14 protein-coding genes and 1 tRNA gene are annotated in these 16,447 nt (G+C 71.1%); 9 read left to right on the forward strand and 6 right to left on the reverse strand.

The window, feature by feature from the left end:
- The first annotated feature begins 110 nt into the window (after positions 1-110).
- The gene (locus QM626_RS11925) at positions 111-1,013 is read left to right on the forward strand and encodes an ABC transporter substrate-binding protein (RefSeq protein WP_415077167.1); all 903 of its coding nucleotides are present in this window, start codon (positions 111-113) and stop codon (positions 1,011-1,013) included.
- 85 nt (positions 1,014-1,098) lie between these two features.
- On the opposite strand, the gene QM626_RS11930 is transcribed toward QM626_RS11925, so the two are convergent.
- The 3 genes from QM626_RS11930 to QM626_RS11940 form a co-directional block, all read right to left on the reverse strand.
- A complete protein-coding gene (locus tag QM626_RS11930; protein ID WP_415077168.1) occupies positions 1,099-2,907 on the reverse strand; it encodes an ABC-F family ATP-binding cassette domain-containing protein in 1,809 nt (602 codons plus the stop codon).
- Positions 2,908-3,118: 211 nt separating this feature from the next.
- Positions 3,119-3,652 carry a hypothetical protein gene (locus QM626_RS11935; RefSeq protein ID WP_415077169.1) on the reverse strand — a complete coding sequence of 178 codons (534 nt, stop codon included), beginning with the start codon at positions 3,650-3,652 and terminating at the stop codon, positions 3,119-3,121.
- Complete coding sequence (locus tag QM626_RS11940) at positions 3,649-4,146, reverse strand: MarR family winged helix-turn-helix transcriptional regulator (protein ID WP_415077170.1); 498 nt, start codon at positions 4,144-4,146, stop codon at positions 3,649-3,651. The genes QM626_RS11935 and QM626_RS11940 overlap by 4 nt, the downstream gene beginning before the upstream one ends.
- Before the next feature lie 135 nt (positions 4,147-4,281).
- Here QM626_RS11940 and QM626_RS11945 point away from each other — a divergent pair.
- The 6 genes from QM626_RS11945 to QM626_RS11970 all read left to right on the forward strand — a co-directional run bounded on the left by QM626_RS11945 (position 4,282) and on the right by QM626_RS11970 (position 9,988).
- Positions 4,282-4,353 (forward strand) — tRNA-Gln (locus QM626_RS11945).
- Position 4,354: 1 nt separating this feature from the next.
- Complete coding sequence (glmU, locus tag QM626_RS11950; RefSeq protein ID WP_415077171.1) at positions 4,355-5,824, forward strand: bifunctional UDP-N-acetylglucosamine diphosphorylase/glucosamine-1-phosphate N-acetyltransferase GlmU; 1,470 nt, start codon at positions 4,355-4,357, stop codon at positions 5,822-5,824.
- Positions 5,799-6,833, forward strand: a complete 1,035-nt coding sequence (locus QM626_RS11955) for a ribose-phosphate diphosphokinase (protein ID WP_415077172.1) — start codon at positions 5,799-5,801, stop codon at positions 6,831-6,833. Before glmU ends, QM626_RS11955 begins: the two co-directional genes overlap by 26 nt.
- A 132-nt stretch (positions 6,834-6,965) precedes the next feature.
- Positions 6,966-7,448, forward strand: a complete 483-nt coding sequence (locus QM626_RS11960) for a hypothetical protein (protein WP_415077173.1) — start codon at positions 6,966-6,968, stop codon at positions 7,446-7,448.
- 132 nt (positions 7,449-7,580) lie between these two features.
- A complete protein-coding gene (locus QM626_RS11965) occupies positions 7,581-8,438 on the forward strand; it encodes an FAD:protein FMN transferase (RefSeq protein WP_415077174.1) in 858 nt (285 codons plus the stop codon).
- Positions 8,435-9,988, forward strand: coding sequence for an FAD-dependent oxidoreductase (locus tag QM626_RS11970; protein ID WP_415077175.1), 1,554 nt, complete (start codon positions 8,435-8,437; stop codon positions 9,986-9,988). Before QM626_RS11965 ends, QM626_RS11970 begins: the two co-directional genes overlap by 4 nt.
- A gap of 108 nt (positions 9,989-10,096) precedes the next feature.
- Here QM626_RS11970 and pgi read toward each other — a convergent pair whose 3' ends face one another.
- From pgi to QM626_RS11985, 3 genes are all read right to left on the reverse strand, one after another.
- Complete coding sequence (gene pgi / locus QM626_RS11975) at positions 10,097-11,779, reverse strand: glucose-6-phosphate isomerase (protein ID WP_415077176.1); 1,683 nt, start codon at positions 11,777-11,779, stop codon at positions 10,097-10,099.
- Positions 11,776-13,161 carry a sensor histidine kinase gene (locus QM626_RS11980; protein ID WP_415077177.1) on the reverse strand — a complete coding sequence of 462 codons (1,386 nt, stop codon included), beginning with the start codon at positions 13,159-13,161 and terminating at the stop codon, positions 11,776-11,778. Before QM626_RS11980 ends, pgi begins: the two co-directional genes overlap by 4 nt.
- Before the next feature lie 74 nt (positions 13,162-13,235).
- The gene (locus QM626_RS11985) at positions 13,236-13,970 is read right to left on the reverse strand and encodes a response regulator transcription factor (protein WP_415077178.1); all 735 of its coding nucleotides are present in this window, start codon (positions 13,968-13,970) and stop codon (positions 13,236-13,238) included.
- Positions 13,971-14,144: 174 nt separating this feature from the next.
- Between QM626_RS11985 and QM626_RS11990 the strand changes: the two genes are divergently transcribed.
- Entirely contained in the window at positions 14,145-15,617 is a 1,473-nt protein-coding gene (locus QM626_RS11990; protein ID WP_415077179.1) for an ABC transporter permease, read from the forward strand.
- Positions 15,618-15,642: 25 nt separating this feature from the next.
- On the forward strand, positions 15,643-16,368 hold the full coding sequence (locus QM626_RS11995; protein ID WP_415077180.1) for an ABC transporter ATP-binding protein: 726 nt from the start codon (positions 15,643-15,645) through the stop codon (positions 16,366-16,368).
- The last annotated feature ends 79 nt before the right edge of the window (positions 16,369-16,447 follow it).

A 16,447-nucleotide genomic window follows, 5' to 3' on the forward strand; every position in this document is an offset into this window, starting at 1 on the left:
CCGCCGTGCCCCACGGCCTGCGCGCGGGCCGCGGGGCACGCACCCCGGCCCGCCGGGTCGCCGCCGCCACAGCCTGAATCACACACAGCCCCACCAAGAGAGGAACCCCCATGTTCACCCAACGACGTACCCGCATCGCGCTGGCCACGGCGGCGGCGCTCGGCACCGCGCTGGCCGTCTCCGGCTGCGCCTCGTCCGACCCGCTCGCCGCCGAGACCGCGGACGCGGGCACCATCGTGGTCGGCTCGCAGTCGTACTACTCGAACGAGATCATCGCCGAGATCTACGCGCAGGCGCTCGAGAACGCCGGCTTCACGGTCGACCGCCAGTTCGACATCGGGCAGCGCGACGCCTACATGCCCGAGCTCGAGAGCGGGGCCATCACGCTCTTCCCGGAGTACACCGGCAACCTCGCGCAGTGGCTGGACTCGTCCATCACCGACGGCACCGCCGACGAGGTGTACGACGCGCTGGTCTCCGCGCTGCCGGACAACCTGACCGCGCTGGACTACTCCAGCGCCACCGATCAGGACTCGTACACGGTCACCCGGGCGTTCGCCGACGAATGGGACCTCACCTCGATCGCCGACCTCGCGAACGTCACCGACCCGCTGACGCTGGGCGGTCCCGCCGAGCTCGCGGACCGGCCCTACGGCCCGACCGGCCTGAAGTCGACGTACGGCATCGACATCGGCTTCTCCGCCACGGGGGACACCACGGTGGAGGACCTGCTGGCCGGCACCATCAACGTCGCCAACATCTACACCGCCGACCCGGCGATCCAGACGGACGACCTGGTGACCCTCACCGACCCGAAGGGTCTGCTGCTGCCCTCGAACGTCGTGCCGATCGTGAACAGCGACGTCGCCCCCGACATCGAGGACGTCATCAACGCCATCAGCGCGAAGCTCACCCCCGAGGGACTGATCGCCTTGAACGTGCAGAGCACCGTCGACCAGGAGAACACGGCCGACATCGCCGCGCAGTGGCTCAGCGACAACGGCCTGAGCTGATCGGACGCCGACCGGCGAGGCCCTCGGTGCTCCGGCGCCGGGGGCCCCGCCGGAGCGGTCGGTCTCGGCCCGGTGCCGGTGGCGGTCAGCCCACGAGCTCGGTCAGCTCGAACCAGCGCTCTTCGAGCGCGGCGACCTCGGCGTCGAGCTCGCCGATCTCCTGCATCTTCCGTCCCAGGCCGACGTAGTCGGACTGGTCGTGCTCCGCAAGCGCCGCGCGCGCAGCGTCCGCCTGCGCCGTGAGCTTCTCGATGCGCCGTTCCGCGGCCGCCAGCTCCTTCTGCGCGGCGCGCAGATCCGCGCCGGAGAGCGCCGACGCCGGCGTGCCCGAGTCGTCGCGTCGGGTCCCGTCGCCGTGGGACTCGCGGGGCGCCGTCCGCTCACGTTCACGCAGCCGGAGGTACTCGTCCACGCCGCCGGGCAGGTGACGCAGGTGCGTGTCGAGGATCGCGTACTGCTGATCGGTCACCCGCTCCAGGAAGTAGCGGTCGTGCGAGACGACGATCAGGGTGCCGGGCCAGGAGTCCAGCAGATCCTCCAGCGCCGCGAGCATGTCCGTGTCGAGGTCGTTGGTCGGCTCGTCCAGGATCAGGCAGTTCGGCTGGTCGAGCAGGATCAGCAGCAGCTGCAGGCGTCGCTGCTGCCCGCCGGACAGGTCCTTCACTGGCGTCGACAGCTGTGCCGAGGAGAACCCGAGACGCTCCAGCAGCTGCCCCGGGGTCAGCTCGGTCGCCTTCGAGCCGGCACCGAACGTATAGGTCGTGCGCAGCCGGCCGACGACCGTGCGCACGGGCTCGTCCAGGTGGTCTTCCAGCTCGTCCAGCCGCTGCGTGAGGGTCGCGACCTTCACGGTCTTGCCCCGCTTGACGCGGCCGCCCGTGGGCTGCACGGTGCCCGCGATCAGGCCGAGAAGCGTCGACTTGCCGGCGCCGTTGACGCCCAGGATGCCGGTGCGCTCACCGGGCGCGAGCCGCCACTCCACATCGCGGAGCACCGGACGGTCGCCGAAGGCGACCGACACGTCCAGCAGGTCGACGACGTCCTTCCCCAGGCGGGAGACCGCCAGCGACTGCAGCTCGGTCTTGTCGCGGATCTCGGGCACGTCGGCGATGAGCGCGTTGGCGGCGTCGATGCGGAACCTGGGCTTCGAGGTGCGCGCCGGCGCGCCGCGCCGCAGCCACGCCAGCTCCTTGCGGGCGAGGTTCTGGCGGCGCTGCTCGATCGCCGCGGCCTGCCGGTCGCGCTCGACCCGCTGCAGGATGTAGGCCGCGTACCCGCCCTCGAACGGCTCGACGACGCGGTCGTGCACCTCCCAGGTCGCGGTGCACACCTCGTCGAGGAACCAGCGGTCGTGGGTCACGACCAGCAGCGCGCCCGCGTTCGGCGCCCAGCGCCGTTTCAGGTGACCCGCGAGCCAGGTGATCGCCTCCACGTCCAGATGGTTCGTCGGCTCGTCGAGCGCCAGGATGTCGTGGTCTCCGGTCAGGAGCCGGGCGAGCGCGACGCGGCGCCGCTGGCCGCCCGAGAGCGTCGCGAGCGCCGCCTCCCAGCCCAGATCCCCGAGGAGTCCCGCGATCACATCGCGCACGCGCGCGTCGCCGGCCCATTCGTGCTCGGCGACATCGCCGACCACCGCGTGCCCGACCGTGTCCTGGTCGTCGAGCGTGTCGGCCTGGTCGAGCACCCCGATGCGGATGCCGCCGCGGGCCGTCACCTTCCCGGCATCCGGCTCGCGGCGACCCGCGAGCATCGCCAGCAGGCTCGACTTGCCGTCGCCGTTACGGCCGACGATGCCGATGCGGTCGCCCTCGTCGACCCCGATCGAGACGTCGTCGAAGACGACCTTGGTCGGGTACTCCAGGTGCAGGGCCGTGGCCCCCAGCAGATGTGCCATGACCTGTACAGCCTATGCGGGGGCGTGGGTGCTCGGCCGACGTCTCCGCGATGTGCCCGCAGCGCATGTGATCCAGTCCGTTGGACTTGGTCCATGTCGACCGTGAACATCCGTGAAGCCAAGACCCACTTCTCTCGCGGCTCGTCGATGCCGCCGCGACCGTAGCCTGGTCGCTGCGTACGCGCCGCCGACACGGCTCGTGTAGCAGCCGTCAGTGCAGCGCGTACTCGAGCAGGATGATGAGCGCACCGAGCAGCCCGGTGCCGAGCGCACCGAGGACGCGGATCGAGACGTGCATGCCTCGGCGCGCATACGCCGTGTAGCCGAGCACGGCCAGCACGATGATCGCCGCCAGCATCGAGTACCAGTAGGCGTCCTCCCCGGACATGTGCGTCAGCGAGCCGACGACCAGGATCACGATCGTCGGGATCGCGCTCCACAGCATGCCCGAGGAGTGCCGTATCGCATGCCGGAGCGACCCGCCGAAGCCGCGCTCTCCGTGGTCGGTCAGCGTGTGCGCGAACACATGCGCGGCGTAGAAGATCAGCAGCGCCGGGATCGCCTCCTCGAGGATCTCGGCGGCGTCGATCAGCTGCCCGGCGTCGTTGACCTCGTCGGAGGCGATCGTGATGAAGGCGGTGAAGACGATGAGGCCGTAGATCGCCGTCGCGGAACGGAACCGGACATCGAACCACTGCCGCACCCGGCCGCTGCGGGCGGGCGTCGTAGGCTCCGGGGCGCTCACTCGTCGAACCCCAGCGCGAGCTTGCGCAGCAGCGCCGCGACGCGGTCGCGGTCGCCCCGCGACAGGGTCTCCAGCAGCACCGCCTCGGCATCCACCAGGCGGGTGATGGCGGCATCCACCCGGACGCGACCGGGCTCGGTCAGGGTCACCAGCACGCTCCGGCCGTCGTCGGGGTCGTCCTCGCGGCGCACCAGCCCCCGCTCGACCAGCCGGTCGATGCGGTTGGTCATGGTGCCGCTGGACACGAGCGTCTGCTGCAGCAGCTGCTTCGGGCTCAGCTGGAACGGTGCGCCCGCCCGTCTCAGCGCCGACAGCACGTCCCACTCCCACGGCTCCAGGTCGCTGCGGCGGAACGCGTCGCGCCGCTCGCGGTCGAGGTGACGCGAGAGCCGGTCGACCCGTGAGAGCACCTCCATCGGAGAGAAGTCGAGGTCGGGACGCTGCGTGCGCCACGCGTCGACGATGCGATCGACCTCGTCAGCCTGCTGCGCCATGCCCCCATTATCGCGAGAGGGCGCGCACGTCGCGTCCCGGGCCGCGGTTCGTGGCAGGAGGGCGCGCTCTCGACGATCGCGCGAGGCCGCCGGATGCCGCAGATGGCAGACTGGTGCGGGCGCCCGCGGGCGCATTCCGCCGTGGTGTAACGGCAGCACGACAGCCTTTGGAGCTGTGAGGCCCAGGTTCGAATCCTGGCGGCGGAGCATGACCGACACACGTGATGCCGCGCTCGCCGTCGTGATCCTCGCCGCCGGGCAGGGGAGACGCATGCACTCGGCCCTTCCCAAGGTGCTGCACGAGATCGGCGGCCTGCCGCTGGTCGGCCATGTGCTGGGCGCCGCCGGAGCGCTGCAGCCGGCGCGCACCGTCGTCGTGGTGCGGCATGAGCGGGAGCGCGTCGCGGCGGTCGTCACCGGCCTGGCGCCGGAGGCGATCGTCGTCGACCAGGACGAGGTGCCCGGCACCGGACGCGCCGTCCAGCAGGCGCTCGATGCGCTCGACGGCTTCGACGGCGACGTGCTCGTGCTCAGCGCCGACGTGCCGCTGCTCGAGCCGGCGACCCTCACCGCGCTCGTGCGCACCCACCGCGACCGCACGGCGTCCGTGACCCTGCTCAGCGCCACGGTCGCCGACCCCGCCGGCTACGGCCGGGTGCTGCGCGACGCGTCCGGCGACGTCGAGCGCATCGTCGAGCACCGGGACGCCACCGACCACGAGCAGGCGGTCGCCGAGATCAACGCCGGCGTGTACGTGTTCCGTCTCGCGCCGCTGGCCGCGCACCTGGCCGCGGTCACCCGTGACAACGCACAGGGCGAGATGTACCTGACCGACGTGATCGCCCTCGCCCGGCGGGCCGGCGAGCGGGTGGCCGCGGCCCCCGCCCCGGATGCCGAGGCCGCCCTCGGCGTCAACGACCGTGTGCAGCTCGCACAGGCGGCCCGGGCCCTCAACGACCGGATCGTGCGCCGCTGGCAGCTCGCCGGCGTGACCGTGCAGGACCCGGCATCCACCTGGATCGACCACACCGCCGTGCTCGCCGAGGACGTCACGCTGCTGCCGAACACCCTCGTGCTGCGCGCCACCGAGATCGCCCGCGGCGCGACCATCGGCCCGGACACCTCGCTCAGCGACTGCGAGGTGGGCGAGGACGCCGTCGTCCGCCGCTCCGACGCGACGCTGGCCGTCATCGGCGCGCGCGCGAACGTGGGGCCGTTCGCCTATCTCCGCCCGGGCACGAGGCTGGGCGAGCACGGCAAGATCGGCACCTTCGTCGAGACCAAGAACGCGACGATCGGCGACGGCAGCAAGGTGCCGCACCTCTCCTACATCGGCGACACCGAGATCGGCGTGAACGTGAACCTCGGCGCCGGGGCGATCACGGCGAACTACGACGACATCGACAAGCACCGCACGGTGATCGGCGACGAGGTGCACTCCGGCAGCCATAACGTCTTCGTCGCGCCCGTTAGGATCGGAGACGGCGCCAAGACCGGTGCCGGCGCGGTGATCCGCAAGGACGTCCCGCCCGGCGCGCTGGCTCTGAGCGTCGCCCCCCAGCGCAACATCGAGGGGTGGGTCGAGAACAACAGACCGGGCACCGGCGCCGCCACGGCGGCAGCGCGGGCGCGGGCGGCACAGGAAGCGGTCGATGGCACGCAAAGACAAGACGGTTGATCTCGATCGCGAGCGCGGCATCGCGCCCGGGCTGGTCGCCAAGACGAAGAAGCGGCTCGTCGTCGCGGCGGGCCGATCGCACCTGGCCCTGGCCGGCGACGTCGCCGATGCGCTCGGCACCGAGCTCGTGCCCACGGAGTACCGCACCTTCGCCTCCGGCGAGATCCTGACCCGTTTCGAGGTCTCCATCCGCGGCTGCGACGTGTTCCTCGTGCAATCCTTCGGGCCGCCGGTCAACGAGTGGCTGATGGAGCTGCTGATCATGCTGGACGCGGCCAAGCGCGCCTCGGCGAAGCGCATCACAGTCGTGGCGCCCTACTACCCGTACTCCCGTCAGGACAAGAAGGGCCGCGGACGTGAGCCGATCAGCGCCCGTCTGGTCGCCGACCTGCTGAAGACCGCCGGCGCCGACCGGGTCATGAGCGTCGACCTGCACGCCGCGCAGATCCAGGGCTTCTTCGACGGACCCGTCGACCACCTGTTCGCCAAGCCCGTGCTGCTGGACCACTTCCAGCGCACGCTCTCGGCCGAGGACCGCGAGAAGCTCACCGTCGTCTCGCCCGACACCGGCCGCGTCCGCGTCGCCGACCAGTGGTCCGACAGCCTCGGCGCGCCGCTGGCGATCATCCACAAGCGACGTGACCCCAACGTGGCCAACCAGGTCACGGTCAACGAGATCGTCGGTCACGTCTCCGGCCGGGTCTGCCTGCTGGTCGACGACATGATCGACACCGGCGGCACGATCGTGAAGGCCGCGCAGGCGCTGAAGGCCAACGGCGCCGAGCGGGTCATCGTCGCGGCCACGCACGCCGTGTTCAGCGATCCGGCCGTCGAGCGCCTGCAGGACGCCGCGGTCGACGAGGTCGTGGTCACCGACACCATCCCGTTGCCGACGGAGAAGCTCTTCCCCGGTCTGCGGGTGCTCCCGATCGCGCCGTTGCTGGCGCGGGCCATCCGGGAGGTGTTCGAGGACGGGTCGGTCACGAGCATGTTCGACGGGGCCGCCTGATCCCGCTTCATAGCCGGCTCACAGCCCTCTCCGCGACGATGTTCCATGTCGCTGCATATTGTTGCCGCGACAGCGCGTTCGTCAGCCGAGGCCACGCGCGAGGCACCGCAGGAGAGGACCACCATGATCCGCATGACCGCCGTACCCCGCCCCGTCCGGGTCACCGCCGCGCTCGCGGGCGTGGTCGGCGTCGTCGCCCTCGCCGGCTGCTCGAGCGCCGCTGACGCGGAAGAGGACACCGTCGCCGCCACGTCGACGCCGACGGCGACCGCGTCGGCCTCCGCGAGCGCGTCCTCGAGTGCGAGCGCCGCCTCGAGCACCTACGTCGACGGCACGTACACCGCCGAGGCGTCCTACCAGTCCCCGGGGGGTCTCGAGGAGGTCACCGTCACGGTGACGCTCGTCGACGACATCATCACCGACGTCGAGGTGACCGCCGACGCGGCGTCGACGCAGTCGAAGCAGTATCAGAGCGAGTTCATCGACGGCATCGCGGCGGTCGTGGTCGGCAAGGACATCGATGAGATCTCGGTCTCGAAGGTCTCGGGCTCGTCGCTGACCAGCGAGGGCTTCAACGACGCGATCGCGGAGATCAAGACCGAGGCGGCGGCGTAGGCGCATGAGCGCCGATTCGGCACTCCACCTCATGAGCATGTCCCACTTCGGCGCGGGTGATGTCCCAGTTCGGCGCGGTTCGACCTGTCCATACCGCGCCGAAGTGGGACATGGTCCGGGGAGGGTAGGCGCATGAGCGCCGTGTGGGCGTTCGAGGCGATCGGAACCCGGTGGCAGATCGACACCGAACGGGAGCTGCCCGGTCATGTCCGCAGCGACGTGTCGGCACTCGTGGACCGCTTCGACCGGGAATGGTCCCGGTTCCGTCCCGACTCGCTGGTGTCGATGCTCGGCCGTGACGGCGGCAGCATCCCTGCGCCGGCGGACGCGGGAGCGATGCTCGAGGCCTACGTCGAGCTGGACGCCGCGACCGCCGGCGCCGTGAACCCGCTGGTGGGGGAATCCCTCACCCGACGCGGCTACGACGCCGCGTACACCTTCGTGGACCGTGGCGCCGTCCCGGCCCCGGAGCGCTGGCGCCGGATCCTCAGCTGGGACGATGAACGGGTGAGCGTCTCCGAGCCGGCCACGATCGACGTCGGCGCGCTCGGCAAGGGCCGGCTCGTCGACCTCGTGCTCGCCGTCGTGCGCGCACAGGTGCCCGGCGACGTCGTCGTCGACGGATCCGGTGACCTGGCCGCCGTCGGCGCGCCGGTGCGCGTCGGCCTCGAGCATCCCTACGACGCGCGACGCGCGATCGGCGTCGTGACCCTGACGGACGCCGCACTGTGCGGGTCGGCGGTCAACCGCCGCGCCTGGGGCGAAGGCCTGCACCATGTGCTCGACGCGCGCACCGGGCAGCCGGTGCGACAGATCGCCGCGACGTGGGCGCTGGCCCCGGTCGCCATGACCGCGGATGCCGTGGCGACGGCGCTGTTCTTCGACGGCGGGGATCGGCTCGCGCGCGCCTGGGGTGTGGAATGGGTGCGCATGACCACGGACGGACGGGCGGAGTGGTCGCCCGGATGGGACGGAGAGTTGTTCCTGTGATCGCTTCGCTGACCGCGGCGTGGAGCCGCCCGTTCGCCGTCCTCGGGCGGATCTCCATGTACCGGCTGATGGTGTACGCGCTGTCGGTGCTGACGCTGGTCGCGCTCCTGGTCTCGGCCTTGGGCATGGTGCTGCCGACACCGGGCGAGCTGCTGGCGACGCTGGCGGTGCTGCTGATCGTGTCGGTGGCGGTCGACGTCGCCGCGCACCTGCTGCTGCGCCTGCCGGTGCGCATCGAGTCCTCGCTCATCACGGCGCCGATCCTGCTGTTCGTGCTGTGGCCGACGCTGGAGCCGGCCGGGCTGGCGGGGATCGCCCTCGCGGCGGCGACCGCATCCGCGTCGAAGTATGTGATCGCCTGGCGCGGCCGCCATCTCCTCAACCCCGCCGCGGCCGGCGCCACCGTGATCGCCCTGTGCGCCGCGCTGGGCGCGTCGCTGGGCACGACGGCATGGTGGGTGGGCGCGGACGTGCTGTTCGCCCCGGTGCTGCTGGTCGGGCTCGTCGTGCTGTGGCGCGTCGAGAAGGTCCGCGTGGTCGCGGTGTTCTGGATCGCAGCGCTCGCCGTCAGCGTGCTGCACGCGTCGATCCAGTACGCCGAGGCGGGCATCGCGATCGACTACGGCACCGTGGTGTGGCAGCTGGTCGTGTCCTCGCCCATCCTCTTCCTCGGCGCGTTCATGCTGTCCGAGCCGCTCACGCTGCCCTCGCGTCGCTGGCAGCAGTACGTCGTCGCGCTCGTGGTGGCGGCGCTGGTCGGCTGGCCGCCGGTGATCGGCGACTTCGTGTTCGGCGCCGAGACCGCGCTGCTGGTCGGCAACGTCGTGGCGTTCGCGCTGGGCGCGCGCAGCGGCATCCGGCTGCGGCTCCGGGAGCGTCGCGTCGTCGCGCCCGGGGTGACCGAGCTCGCGTTCGAGACGCGCCGTCCGCTGCGGTTCGTCGCGGGACAGTACCTGGAGCTGACGGTGCCGCATCGCCGGCCCGACGCGCGCGGGACGCGGCGGGAGCTCTCGATCGTCTCCGCGCCCGAGGACGCCCCGCTCGTGCGGGTCGCCTACCGCGACGCGACGGCCACGCCGTCGACGTACAAACGCGCCCTGGCCTCGCTCGAGCCGGGCGGCGTGCTCACCGCGACCGGAGTCTGGGGCGATTTCACACTGCGCGCGGGCGAGCCGTTGCTGCTGGTCGCGGCCGGGATCGGCGTGACCCCCTTCGTGTCGCAGCTGCGGCATCTGGCGGCCACCGGCGAGCGCCGCGACATCGTCGTGGTCTACGTCGCGTCCGGCGCCGCGCAGCTGGTGTTCCGTGACGACATCGCGGCGGCCGGCGTCCCGGTCGTCGTCGTCACGCCGGAGGACCCGGGTCCGCTGCCGGACGGATGGCGCTGGGCCGGCGGCCACCGGCTGGATGCGGCATCCCTCGGCACGCTCGTGCCCGACCTCGCCGCCCGTCACGCGTACGTCTCGGGTCCGCCCGCGTTGATCGCCGACCTCGCGCCCGCGCTGTCGCAGGCCCGCTCGCTGACCACCGACGCCTTCGCCGGCTACTGACCGTCCGCGTCCGCGTCCGCGAGACCGCATCTGGACGCCGAGACCGTGGGTCGACACCACCGTCTCGGCGTCCAGATGCGGTCTCGCAATGGCGGGCGGGCGCGGCGGTCAGGGGGCGCGGTGCGCGCGGTAGTAGTCCAGGAGCGCGTGGGTGGAGGCGTCCTGCGCGGCGAGGGCGTCGCCGTCGCCGTCGAGGGCGGGCGCGATCTGCAGCGCGAGCTGCTTGCCGAGCTCGACGCCCCACTGGTCGAACGAGTTGATGCCCCACACGGTGCCCTGCGTGAACGTGATGTGCTCGTAGAGCGCGATCAGCTGTCCGAGCACCGCCGGAGTCAGCGCCGGCGCGAAGATCGAGGTCGTCGGCCGGTTCCCCGGGAAGGTGCGGGCGGCCACGAGCGCGCCGGTCGTGCCCTCGGCCTCGACCTCCGCGGCCGTCTTGCCGAAGGCGAGCGCCTTGGTCTGGGCGAGGAAGTTCGAGAGCAACAGGGCATGCACGTCGCGGTCGCTGTCGCGCAGCGGGTACTCCGGGTTCGCGAAGGCGATGAAGTCGGCCGGGATCAGGCGGGTGCCCTGGTGGATGAGCTGGTAGAACGCGTGCTGTCCGTTCGTGCCCGGCTCGCCCCAGAACACCTCTCCGGTGTCGGTCGTCACGGGCGTCCCGTCCCAGCGCACCGACTTGCCGTTGGACTCCATCGTGAGCTGCTGCAGGTAGGCGGGGAAGCGGTGCAGCAGCTGCGCGTAGGGGAGCACGGCGTGGGACTGCGCGCCCAGGAAGTTCGTGTACCAGACGCCCAGCAGTCCCAGCAGGACCGGCACGTTGCGCTCGAGCGGTGCGGACGCCGTGTGCACGTCGATCGCATGGAACCCGGCGAGCAGCTCGCGGAACGCGTCGGGGCCCAGCGTGATCGCGAGCGACAGGCCGATCGCCGAGTCGACCGAGTAGCGGCCGCCGACCCAGTCCCAGAACCCGAAGGTGTTCGCGGGGTCGATGCCGAAGGCGGCGACCCGCTCCAGCGCGGTGGAGACGGCGACGAAGTGGTGCGCCACGGCATCCGTCCTCGCCTCGTCGGAATCTCCGATCGCGCCGGATGCCGCCAGCTCCCGCCAGAGCCAGTCGCGGGCGAGCCGGGCGTTGGTGAGCGTCTCCAGCGTCGTGAACGTCTTCGAGGCGACGATGAACAGCGTCCTCTCCGGGTCGAGATCGGCGGTCGCCTGCGCGATGTCGGTCGGGTCGATGTTGGAGACGAACCTGGCCTGGATGCCGTGATCGGCATACGGCTCGAGCGCCTCGTAGACCATCACCGGTCCGAGGTCGGAGCCCCCGATGCCGATGCCCACGACCGTGGTGACCTTCTTGCCGGTGACTCCGACCCAGTCGCCCGACCGCACCCGGTCGGCGAAGACGCTCAGCCGGTCGAGCACCTCGTGCACGTCGCGGTCGACCGCCTGCCCGTCGACGACGAGCGCGGGGGAGGCGTCCGCCGGCCGTCGCAGGGCGGTGTGCAGCACCGCGCGGTCCTCGCTCGTGTTCAGGTGGGCGCCGGCGAGCATCTCGGCGAAGCGCTCGGCGACGCCGGTCTGCTCGGCCAGACGCACCAGGGCGGCGAGGATCTCGTCCGTGACGAGGTTCTTGGACAGATCGACATGCAGGTCGGCGGCCGTCAGCGTCAGGCGTTCCGTCCGGCCGGGATCCGTGTCGAACCACCCGCGCAGGTCGGGTGCGAAGTCGGTGCGGAGCGCCTGGAGCTCGGCCCAGGCGGGCGTGGTCGTGGGGTCTGTGGGGCTGGTCACGCGTCCACGGTAGCGCGCGCCGCCGGGTCGGCGGGCTTGGCGGGAAGCCGTACCGTGAACGTCGTGTCGCCGGGCCTCGAGTCGACCGAGATCTCGCCCGCGTGCGCCTCGACGATGGCGCGGACGATCGAGAGCCCCAGCCCGGTGCCGCCGGTCTTGCGGGCGCGCGACCGGTCGGCGCGGCTGAACCGTTCGAACAGCTCGTCGGCGATCGTGGGGTCGACCCCGGGGCCGTCGTCGTGCACCCGCAGCGCCGCCTCCGCACCCTCGTGCGTGACCGACAGCGTCACATGCGTGCCCGCGGGCGTGTGGGTGCGCGCATTGGCCAGCAGGTTCGTGACGACCTGGTGCAGGCGCCCCTCGTCGCCGGCGATCACCACGGGCTCCTCCTCGACGTCGAGCACCCACGAGTGGTGGGGACCGGCCGCCTGCGCGTCGCCGATCGACTCGACCGCCAGGCGGGTGAGGTCGACGCTGTTGTAGACCAGCTCCTGGCCCTCTTCGAGGCGTGCCAGCAGCAGCAGGTCCTCCACGAGCGCCGTCATGCGCAGCGACTGGGCCTGGATGCGGTCCAGCGCCGACTCGGTGTTCTCGCTGAGGGTGGGGTCGCGCAGCGACAGCTCGGAGTATCCGCGGATGGACGCCAACGGCGTGCGCAGCTCGTGGCTCGCGTCGGCGACGAAGCTGCGCATCCGCTCCTCGTTGCGCTGGCGGGCCTCGAGCGAGCTCTCGACGTGGTCGAGCAGGGTGTTCAGCGAGGCGCCGACGCGTCCGATCTCGGTCGTGTCGTCCGCCTGGGCGACCGGCACGCGCTCGACGATGCGCACCTCGCCCTCCGACAGCGGCGTGTGGGCCACGCGCTCCGCCGTGTCGGCGACGGCGCGCAGCGGGGCGAGCCCCCGGCGGATGATGATGGCCAGCAGGACGCCGAGCACCAGCAGGCCGCCGACGGTCACGAGGCCGACGGTCGTGAAGATCTGGGTGAGGGTGGAGCTGACCTCGCTGGTGGGCAGGCCGATGATGGCGCTCGTCGTGACGAGGACGCGATATTCGCCGAGGCCGTCGATCTGCACGGTCATCGTGGTTCCGGCACCGCGACCGTTCACGTCCGAGATCAACGCGTTGATCTGGTCGTCCGTCAGGGACCCGACATTGTCGTCGCTCATCACGTATGCGCCGGTGAGCGACGAGAAGGGGTTCTGGTAGACGAGCAGCGTGCCCGTCTCCTGCCGGCCGCTGTTGAGCACCTCGGTCGCGTCGCTCGACGGGTCCGGGGCCGAGATCCGCAGCTGGTACAGCTGCGTGTCGAGGTTCGCCTGCATGATCGAGCCGAGGATGGTGCCCGTCGCGAGGGCCACGGCCCCCAGGATGATGGCGACCATGCCGACGACGGCGACGATCAGGCGGGCTTGGAGAGTCCAGCGCCGACGGCGGCGCCGGGGTGGAGCGGATGCGGTCACTGCGGCGCTTTGATCATGTAGCCGACGCCGCGCACGGTGTGGATGAGCGGCTCGCGGTTCTGGTCGATCTTCTTTCGCAGGTACGAGATGTACAGCTCGACCACGGACGAGCGGCCGCCGAAGTCGTAGTTCCACACGCGGTCGAGGATCTGCGCCTTCGACACCACGCGACGCTGGTTGCGCATGAGGTAGCGCAGCAGCTCGAACTCGGTCGCGGTCAGCTCGATCGACTCGCCGCCGCGGTCGACCTCGTGGCTGTCCTCGTTGAGGCTCAGGTCGCCCACCCGCAGGATCGGCTCGGAGTCGTCGGCCTGCGCGGTGCCGGCGCGTCGCATGAGACCGCGCAGCCGCGCCACGACCTCTTCGAGGCTGAAGGGCTTGGTGACGTAGTCGTCGCCGCCGGCGGTCAGGCCCGCGACGCGGTCGCTGACGGCGTCCTTCGCGGTCAGGAAGAGCACGGGGACGTCGTTGCCGCTCTGGCGCAGCCGCTGCAGCACCGCCATGCCGTCCAGGTCGGGCATCATGATGTCGAGCACCATGGCGTCCGGGTCGAAGTCGCGGGCGGTGGACAGGGCCTGGAAGCCGGACGCCGCGGTCTTCACGTCCCAGCCCTCCATGCGCAGAGCCATCGAGAGCAGGTCGGTGAGCATCTGCTCGTCGTCGACGACGAGCACGCGGGGAGGCGTGCCGTCGGCGCGGTGAAGGGCGGGGGAGGCTGCGATCGTCGTCATGGCTCCGATTCTGCGCCCATTGCTATGAGGCTGCTATGGCATAGCTTATGCCGTTGCTGTGAATCGGGTCAGCGGCAGCCTTCATAGCGTCCTCTTAAGGATCCCTGACGAATCGCTTGACGCCGTTTCCTACCGTCATCGTGATGGCCGGACCTGCGGCCGAAGAGGAGACCCATGTACTGGACATACCTGCGCCGCGAGCTTGCCGGGCGCAAGAAACAGACCATCATCGTGGCGGCGGGCCTGTCCATCGCCATCGCGCTCGTGATCATCGTGAACTCGCTCGCCGCCGGTGTGCGGGACGCCCAGGCGACGGCGCTCGAATCCGTGTACGGCGTCGGCACCGACCTGACGGTCACCGGGGCCCAGTCCGAGCCGGGCAGCGGTGAAGGCGGGCAGCAGTTCGACTTCGGCAGCGACGGCGGCTCGACCGACGACGACGGCACCACCACGCTGAACCAGTCCACGCTCACCACGGAGATGGGGCGCTCGACGCTCGACGCGTCGACCGTCGACACCGTGCTGGCGACGGACGGCGTCTCGGAGGCGACCGGCGCGCTCAGCCTCACCAACTCGACCTTCTCGGGAGAGCTGCCGCAGGCGCCCTCCGACAGCGACTCGGGATCGACCGACTCGTCGAGCGGCGGGATGCCGTCGGGCGGCGGCGACAGCGGCAGCTTCGGCGGCGGCTCGTTCGGCATCGACTCGTTCACCGTGCTCGGCATCGAGACCGACACCACCGTGGGGCCGATGTCCTCGGTGACGCTCTCGGACGGTCGTCTGCTCGACGCCGACGACGAGGGACAGTATGTCGCGGTCCTCGACTCGACCTACGCGACCAGCAGCGACCTCGCGGTCGGCGACACGATCAACGTCGGCGGCACCGACTTCGAGATCGTCGGGATCGTGGCGTCCAGCTCGTCCTCGGCCGACACGGCCGCCAACGTCTACATCCCGCTGGATGTCGCGCAGGACCTGTCCGGCCTCGGCGACGTCGTCTCGACGATCTACGTGCAGGCGTCCTCGTCCGGCGACATCTCCACCGTGCAGTCGGCTCTCGAGGCGGCACTGCCCGACACCACCGTCAGCTCCGAGGCGGACCTGGCCTCGACGGTCTCCGGCTCGCTGTCCAGCGCCTCCTCGCTGATCACGAACCTCGGCACCTGGCTGTCGATCATCGTGCTCGTCGTCGCGGTCGCGCTGGCCGTGCTGTTCACGATCTCCGGCGTCTCCCGCCGCACCCGTGAGTTCGGCACCCTCAAGGCGATCGGCTGGTCCAACGGCCGCGTCGTCGGACAGGTCGCCGGCGAGTCGGTGGTGCAGGGATTGATCGGCGGCGTCCTGGGCCTGGTGATCGGTCTGGCCGGCGTGATCGCGATCAACATCATCCAGCCGACGATCTCGAGCACCTCGAGCACGAGCGCGGACGGACAGGGCGCAGCGGGCGGCATGCCCGGCGGGGGTGCGGACTTCGCCTCGGCGGCCTCGCAGACCGCCAGCGACATCACGCTGAGCGCGCCGCTCTCGATCTCGATCATCCTCGCCGCGATCGCCCTCGCCGTGGCCGGCGGCCTCGTCGCCGGTGCCTTCGGCGGATGGCGAGCCGCACGTCTCAGCCCGGCCGAAGCGCTCCGTTCCGTGGCGTGACCGACACAATCGACAGGAGAAAGAAATGACCATCGTGGAAGCAGAGCAGGAGGGCGTGGCCGAGAAGGCCGCGGTCCCGGCCTACCGCATCGTCGGCGTCACGAAGACCTATCAGCAGAAGGGACGCGTCGTGAAGGCGCTGACCGGGGTCGACATCGAGATCGCGCAGGGCGACTTCGTCACCATCCAGGGTCCGACCGGCGGCGGCAAGTCGACGTTCCTGCAGATCCTGGGTGCGCTCGACCGGCCCAGCGAGGGCGAGGTGTTCCTCAACGGCGCCGACATCGCGAAGGCGTCCAACACCGAGCTGGGGCGCCTCCGCGCCGACGAGATCGGGTTCGTGTTCCAGGGGTTCAACCTCATCCCGACGCTCACCGCGTTCGAGAACGTCGAGATGGGTCTCGAGCCGTTGGGGCTGTCGAAGGAGGAGCGCGTCACGCGCACCACCGAGTCGCTCGCGCACGTGGGCTTGGCCGAGCGCGGGGACCACAAGCCGGGTGAGCTCTCCGGCGGTCAGCAGCAGCGCGTCGCGATCGCCCGGGCCATCGCCAAGCAGCCGAAGGTGCTGCTGGCCGACGAGCCCACCGGCAACCTCGACGAGAGCATGCGCGACGAGATCCTGCAGGTGCTGCAGGCGCTCAACAACGAGGGGCTGACCCTCATCGTCGTCACGCACGACTCGGCCGTGGCGCGCAAGGCCAAGCGCCGGCTGCGCCTGGAGAAGGGCACGGTGCGCGACATCACCAAGTGAGATCGCCGGCATCCGCCGTCCCGTCCGACGAGACCGCATCCGCGCGCCGAGACCGTGGGGTTCCACCCCGGTCTCGGCG

The sequence above is a fragment of the Microbacterium sp. genome (genome assembly GCF_047606385.1).
GTDB lineage: Bacteria > Actinomycetota > Actinomycetes > Actinomycetales > Microbacteriaceae > Microbacterium.

Excerpts from the sequence above, each read along its gene's own strand:
- QM626_RS11925 (WP_415077167.1), top strand. The coding sequence starts at position 111 with ATGTTCACCCAACGACGTACCCGCATCGCGCTGGCCACGGCGGCGGCG.
- QM626_RS11930 (WP_415077168.1), bottom strand. The coding sequence starts at position 2,907 with ATGGCACATCTGCTGGGGGCCACGGCCCTGCACCTGGAGTACCCGACC.
- QM626_RS11940 (WP_415077170.1), bottom strand. The coding sequence starts at position 4,146 with ATGGCGCAGCAGGCTGACGAGGTCGATCGCATCGTCGACGCGTGGCGC.
- glmU (WP_415077171.1), top strand. The coding sequence starts at position 4,355 with ATGACCGACACACGTGATGCCGCGCTCGCCGTCGTGATCCTCGCCGCC.
- QM626_RS11955 (WP_415077172.1), top strand. The coding sequence starts at position 5,799 with ATGGCACGCAAAGACAAGACGGTTGATCTCGATCGCGAGCGCGGCATC.
- QM626_RS11960 (WP_415077173.1), top strand. The coding sequence starts at position 6,966 with ATGACCGCCGTACCCCGCCCCGTCCGGGTCACCGCCGCGCTCGCGGGC.
- QM626_RS11965 (WP_415077174.1), top strand. The coding sequence starts at position 7,581 with ATGAGCGCCGTGTGGGCGTTCGAGGCGATCGGAACCCGGTGGCAGATC.
- QM626_RS11980 (WP_415077177.1), bottom strand. The coding sequence starts at position 13,161 with ATGGTCGCCATCATCCTGGGGGCCGTGGCCCTCGCGACGGGCACCATC.
- QM626_RS11985 (WP_415077178.1), bottom strand. The coding sequence starts at position 13,970 with ATGACGACGATCGCAGCCTCCCCCGCCCTTCACCGCGCCGACGGCACG.
- QM626_RS11990 (WP_415077179.1), top strand. The coding sequence starts at position 14,145 with ATGTACTGGACATACCTGCGCCGCGAGCTTGCCGGGCGCAAGAAACAG.
- QM626_RS11995 (WP_415077180.1), top strand. The coding sequence starts at position 15,643 with ATGACCATCGTGGAAGCAGAGCAGGAGGGCGTGGCCGAGAAGGCCGCG.